Raw genomic sequence first — 6,438 nt, 5'->3', positions numbered from 1 at the left:
AACCAATGATATATCCATAGTAACCTAGTACTAGAAGTCTGGTTATTTGCGAATAACAACGCTTTTAAAATAATGACACATTAAGTATGTTTAGAACAAGATAAATGCTGCTGATGCTTGCTTTATCTCCTGTTAACAAGAACACTTTATCTTCTAACCACCAATACTCCCAAATTGCTCCAGCTCTACGCTGCCCCATTAAAGCCTTCTTAATTGTTTCTGGCATCGTTACACAATCACTCACAGGAAAAGTTCCCACAGTTTTAGATATGGTCCAAGTGCTATACGCTCTCCGTGCACGCACTACCACTGTGTTTATACAGAGGTTTCAGCATATTCCCCTCACTGTAGAGCTATCACGTGTGCATTCCAAATTTCATAAACTTGGCGACATACGGATCTGTACTCTTTTTTATGTTCTCTACTCCATCACATGCGATAATTTTGCCGCCTTGCAGTACAGCAATCTTATTAGCAACGTGAAATGCACTGCTAAGATCATGCGTGATGGTAATAATAGTAAGGTTAAAATCCCTGTGACATCGCGCAATTATGTCACTAACTACCGAAGACATTATAGGATCCAATCCCGAAGTTGGCTCATCCAAAATTAGAATCTTTGGACTACCTATAATAGCTCTTGCCAAAGCTACGCGCTTTTTCATCCCGCCTGATAGCTCCACAGGATACACGTTCATTACACCGGCGTCTAATCCCACAAGCTCCAATCCCCGTAAAGCCAAAGACTTAGCATTAGCCTTATCTAAACGAAGCCTCCTACGGAAATTGAATACTACATTTTCCCAAATCGTAAGACTGTCAAATAGCGCACAGTTTTGAAACAAAACACTAAAATTCTTGATTCCCTGCCTATGCTCAAGGATATTGGTGCCATCTACAGTAACTCTTCCCTCTTGGGGCACTATTAGACCCAATATAACCTTTGTCAGTACAGACTTTCCACTACCAGATTCCCCTAAGATAACCAAGGAATCCCCCCACGCTATGTCCAAGTCAACACCTTTCAAAACCGCCTTGTTATTGAAAGAGACATGCAAATTTGAAAGAGATACAGCGTACATACTACACTACGCGTAAAAAACAGTAATTATATAGTTTAACAAAATTATGAGCATAGAAGCCGCTACTGAAGTTTTTGTTGTTGCTGTTCCCACACCCCTTGCTCCTATCTCGCAGTGGTACCCGTTGTAACACCCAACTAGTGAAATTACCAACCCAAACGACACAGCTTTTACCAGCCCTTCTATCACATCTTGCAGGAGTAAAAACTCCATTACTCCCCCCAGATACTCTTCCTGCCCATAGCCTAACCCCAAAGTACCTACAACAAAGCCGCCAAAAACTCCTAAAATGTCGGCATAAATCATGAGTACCGGCATAGCCAATACCAAAGCTATAACTCGTGGTGCTATAAGATAATGAAAAGGATCGGTATCTAACGTAGTCAACGCGTCTATCTGTTCTGTAATGCGCATAGTGCCTATCTCCGCCGCAACAGCTGCCCCTATACGTCCAGCAACTATAAGTCCTAACAGCACAGGTCCCAACTCCCTGACTATTGCCACAGTAACTATCCCAGCCATGAAATTGCCTGATACTTTAGCACCTCCCACGAGGGTATCCTGCAGAGCCAGCGCGCCTCCCGTAAATAAAGATGTAACTGCCACTATAGGAAGAGAGAAAAACCACACCTCAAAAAACTGCTTTGTAGTTATCCATAGATAGTATGGCGGTACAAGACTATGGAAGACTGCCTTAACACAAAAAATCGCTACCCTGCCTACAGGGATGAGCAGTCCCACAAAATACCTGCCCACAGCAGCAAAAAAAAATAGGGGAATGTTCTTACACAATTCCATCATCATAAGTTACTTCCTTTAAAATGCTTTTAAAGTTCTTACAACTTTACTCATATCGTCAGCAGCAAATAGCGCCGTTCCAACAACGAGTATATCAGCACCTGCCTCGATTACAGCCTTGGCATTATCCATTGAAATGCCGCCATCAACAGCTATTTTCGCGGTTGCTGAGCTTTCGTCTATCATCTTGCGAATGTACTCTATCTTTTTTAACTGTGCTTCCAAAAATGCCTGTCCCCCAAAACCAGGATCAACTGACATTACCAATACCACATCTAAATCATGTATAATGTACTCCAAGACGCTGTGGTGAGTCTTTGGAACTATGGATACCCCAACTTTTTTACCATAAAGCTTAATTTGCTTTATTAACCTACATAGATGCACTTCTGACTCAGCGTGCACTGTAATCATGTCAGCTCCAGCATCTACCACACTCTCCAGATGATCACCGGGGCGATTAACCATCAAATGCACATCAAGAAACATATTTGTACATTTCCTAATGCCGGAGATCACCACAGGCCCCATAGTCAAACTGGGGACAAAACATCCATCCATTACATCAATGTGTAACCAATCTGCACCAGCCGCACTAACTGCTACTATCTCTTCTCTAAGATTCGAAAAATTCGCAGACAACATGGATGCAGAAACTACAACTCCACCTGTTTCTGCAGAGCCAACACCATTACCAAAGGTGTGAAAGTCTTCCTTTTTAGCTAACAATGTAACCAGCCACCAAACAAGAATTCACGCATTATATAGGCAGAACAAGAGTCTTTCAAGCTGCAACGGGTAAAACGCCAAAATTGTGCATACGCATTTAACTTATCGATTAAAAGTACAAATCTTAAAATCGCACGCACTTTGTGACACATTCTTATACCTCGATTTCAACCATTTCTCCCCAATTATCTCCAATACTTATATTAACATCCAAAGGTAGAGAAAACTCCACCGCACTCTCCATTACTTCTTTCATCAAACGTGCCACTGAGTGTACGTGCTCCTCTGGGACTTCTACCAATAATTCGTCATGGACTTGGAGAAGCATTGTTCCCTGTGCGAGTTGAGCTTGCAACCTTACCATAGCCTTTTTTACAATATCAGCTGCAGTACCCTGTATAGGTGCGTTAATTGCAGCTCTTGCCGCAACACTACGTACAGCTTGTTTCGGACTATTAATCCCTTCAATAAAGCACTTTCTCCCAAAAGCAGTAGTGGTGTACCCATGTTTTTTTGCATATGCTTTTGTTGTTTCCATATACCGCTTGATTTCGGGATAGTATTGAAAATACTGCTCCACGTACTCAGAAGCTTCCCTTCTGCTTATGCCTATATTTCTCGCTAATCCGTAAGAGCCCATACCATATATTATCCCAAAATTGATAGATTTTGCCCTTCTTCTGAGCTCATAATCAATTTCATAATACTCACCAAAGATCTGCTGTGCCGTAACAACGTGAATGTCTAATCCTTTGGCAAAGGCTTGTCTGAAAGCTTTCACATCAGCAATATGTGCCAATATTTTTAGTTCCATCTGAGAATAATCTGCTGCTATCAATTTATGACCTTTCTCAGCAATAAATGCACTGCGTATTTTTTCTCCATCTTTGCTTCTGATAGGTATATTCTGCAAATTTGGATTACTTGAACTTAGCCGTCCTGTTGCAGTAGCCGTCATTGAATATTTGGTATGCACTCTTCCAGTATTAACATCAACCTGCCTGACTAAAGCATCTGTGTACGTGCTCTTTAGTTTAGTAAAGTGACGCCACTTCAAGATTTTATCAGCAACTTCAACCCCATCTAATGCCAGTGCGGTAAGCACTTCCGCATTGGTGCAGTAACTTCCAGAAGGCATTTTTTTAGCTCCCCCTATACGCATTTGCTCAAAGAGGACTTTACCCAATTGCTGTGAGGAGGCTATGTTAAATCTACATCCTGCAAGGTCAAATATTTCCTCTTCCAACTTGCCTATGGACCAAGAAAATTCATCAGACAACTGCCTCAATAACTCAGTATCTATTTTTATCCCTGTTTTTTCTAATTCGTATATTACGGGCACTAATGGCCTTTCAAGTGTGTAATAAACTGTGTATAGCTTAGCTGAGAATAATTTTTTCATTATAACTTGATGCAACCGTATCAATATGCATCCACTTGTAATGCCAAATAATTGACCAAGGTGACGCTGTGATATGCTATCGAAGCCGTGATCGTGATGACCTGTATCAAGGCTATATGACATTATCATAATATCGTCAAATGCCCGCAACTCAGGAAAAAACCGCATCATGGACTTTGCATCGTAAACAACTTTGAGAACAGCATCTGAATGCAGCATTGGTGTTACTTCCTCCACAAACTTTTGCACCTTTTCAGGCCCTCTGACAGTAAAAGATCTAGTATCATCACATGCAGCAAATATCGTACTGATGAAACCTTGTTCTACTTCTATATATAACCCTAAGCACCCACTACGCTGACATTGTTCTAAAAACTCCTCCAACCTGTCTACGCATTTTTCGTCTTTTTCCTTGATTACTTTACTGCTCTGAATTGGCGCAGCAACCATCTTACAGTACTTTGCCACTTTGCCTTCTAGAGAAGTTAGTTCATATTTTTCTAAAAAGGCCATAAGCTTAACCGGGTCTGGCACTCTTTTAGCATATTTCTCCAAGTCACCCTCGAGTTCTACATCACGACAGAGAGATATCAAGTCACGTGATAGAATTGCTTGATCGGCATACTCTGTTAGCATATCGCGACACTTTTTCTGAGTTACCTGTTCTACAGAACTCAGCACATTGTCTAGTGATCCAAACTCGTTAATAAGCTTTGCAGCAGTTTTTACTCCTATGCTCGGCACACCAGGAATATTATCAGATGTATCTCCTGTAAGAGCCATGGCATCAAGCAACTTATCTGATGAAACACCAAATTTTTCCAAAACATATTCATTGGTGAGATATCTGCTCTTTATCGGGTCGTAAACTTGAACATTATCATTTAGGAGTTGCAGTAAATCTTTATCTGATGACAGTATTCTTATGCCAACATTACTAGATGCATATTTTGTACAGAGGGTGGAGATTACGTCATCTGCTTCGTAGTTAGGAACTTCTTCACTTACAATATTAAATACTTCTACAGCCTCACGTAGCGGGGCACACTGTAGTGATAGATCCTCTGGTGCTTTAGGGCGATTAGTTTTGTATTGGGAATACATAGTGTGACGAAAATTTTTCGCCCCCGAATCAAATACAACAACCAAATAATCTGCATCGTGGAAAGAGAGATGTTTCAAAAGTATGTTTATAAATCCATATACACCTCCTACGGGAAAATTATATGAGGTGCTTAATCCAGGCAGCGCATAATACGCGCGAAAAAGAAACCCATACGCGTCAATGATAACAAAACTTTTCTTTTCCATCACACTGTTTTATGACTAAAATACCAGGATATGGTAAAACGCAAAACTTCTCTAGTACGAAGAATTATTACTTACAATATTGATCAAAAATTCCGCTGTAGATACCGTCATGAAAACTTATACCTCTGCCTTTAGAATTTAATAATAAGATGTTATTACAATCCTGGTTTGTAAGTTAGTTAGTTCAAACCCATGCAGCAAAGTATAAGCACTGATACACTGGGCGTAGGCAATGTTAGACAGCCTAAACCCAGAAAGATCGCTACAGGTGCCAGGGCAATTAAAGCGACCAAAGCGGCGCACAAATCTGGATCATCAACTACAAATAAGTATGTGGCAGTAGGTGTTCGTTCTCGGAGTTCAAAGTCAAATAATGACGATAAAGTAGCTATCGATTCCCATGCTGAAGAACGGCAGTTAGCAGAAGAAGGTCTCAAGGAAACCCTGAGTCCAGGTGTATCTACCATAAAAAGTGAACATGCATCTAGCTCGTCGGGAGACATTCAATCATCTGTTGATAGCTCAAATCCAGAGGTATCTGGGGGATTCAGAACACGCTGCAATGCTTTGATCGCACTAGTGTGCAAGCAGTGCAGACGTTTTGCGGCGTTTTTTAGCAAGAACAAGAAGAGGGGGAGCTGATAGTGTTGGTGCAGCTGACACCGTGTCTCATACATACACACACTCACTCACGCACGGTGTCTCGTTGCCCCATCTTATTTCAGCTGTGGCCATGTCGCGCTGTTAGGATATGTGTATACCATATGGCGATACAACGCTTAGTTATGAATTAGCAATTTCTGAGTTTAGTCGTACCTTTCCTAGGTTTGTGAGGTTATTCCGTACTTGGGTTTGTGAGGTTATTCCGTACTTGTAGGGCGTATTATTCTATCAATAGCCACTGTAGCAAGTATGATTTTTTGTTATGCATATTCTTTAGCTCAGTATACCGCATGGCTGAATGCGCCACAGTTAGCCACATTTTTTATACCTAGAGACTCGCATCTGCATAATAACTTTACGAGAACAAAAGCATCAAAAACTTGCTCTATACAAAGTGTAAAATAGATTTGTGCTCGAATACCGTACAAGGTTTAGCTGATTTATAACCACGAG

7 protein-coding genes are annotated in these 6,438 nt (G+C 41.0%); 2 read left to right on the top strand and 5 right to left on the bottom strand.

The window, feature by feature from the left end; genetic code table 11:
- Window positions 1–64: 64 nt before the first annotated feature.
- The 5 genes from KPX09_RS03935 to polA form a co-directional block, all read right to left on the bottom strand.
- Window positions 65–244 (bottom strand): hypothetical protein, encoded by a 180-nt coding sequence (locus tag KPX09_RS03935; protein WP_249549089.1) that lies wholly within the window; start codon window positions 242–244, stop codon window positions 65–67.
- A gap of 112 nt (window positions 245–356) precedes the next feature.
- Complete coding sequence (locus KPX09_RS03930; RefSeq protein WP_249549088.1) at window positions 357–1,082, bottom strand: ABC transporter ATP-binding protein; 726 nt, start codon at window positions 1,080–1,082, stop codon at window positions 357–359.
- Window positions 1,083–1,088: 6 nt separating this feature from the next.
- A complete protein-coding gene (locus KPX09_RS03925) occupies window positions 1,089–1,883 on the bottom strand; it encodes an ABC transporter permease (RefSeq protein ID WP_346017238.1) in 795 nt (264 codons plus the stop codon).
- A 15-nt stretch (window positions 1,884–1,898) separates the two neighbouring features.
- Window positions 1,899–2,609 (bottom strand): ribulose-phosphate 3-epimerase, encoded by a 711-nt coding sequence (rpe, locus tag KPX09_RS03920; protein ID WP_249549086.1) that lies wholly within the window; start codon window positions 2,607–2,609, stop codon window positions 1,899–1,901.
- A gap of 154 nt (window positions 2,610–2,763) precedes the next feature.
- Window positions 2,764–5,322, bottom strand: coding sequence for a DNA polymerase I (polA, locus tag KPX09_RS03915; protein WP_249549090.1), 2,559 nt, complete (start codon window positions 5,320–5,322; stop codon window positions 2,764–2,766).
- Window positions 5,323–5,514: 192 nt separating this feature from the next.
- Here polA and KPX09_RS03910 point away from each other — a divergent pair, with 192 nt between their 5' ends.
- Window positions 5,515–5,964: a hypothetical protein gene (locus tag KPX09_RS03910; RefSeq protein WP_249549085.1), complete on the top strand. Its 450-nt coding sequence runs from the start codon at window positions 5,515–5,517 to the stop codon at window positions 5,962–5,964.
- A 109-nt stretch (window positions 5,965–6,073) separates the two neighbouring features.
- Complete coding sequence (locus tag KPX09_RS05620) at window positions 6,074–6,199, top strand: hypothetical protein (RefSeq protein ID WP_275973643.1); 126 nt, start codon at window positions 6,074–6,076, stop codon at window positions 6,197–6,199.
- Window positions 6,200–6,438 lie beyond the last annotated feature (239 nt).

It is taken from the genome of Anaplasma phagocytophilum, assembly GCF_023476575.1.
Taxonomy (GTDB): Bacteria; Pseudomonadota; Alphaproteobacteria; order Rickettsiales; family Anaplasmataceae; genus Anaplasma; species Anaplasma phagocytophilum_A.
The sequence above is the reverse complement of the archived record's forward strand: the minus strand, read 5'-3'. Positions and strand labels throughout refer to the sequence as shown.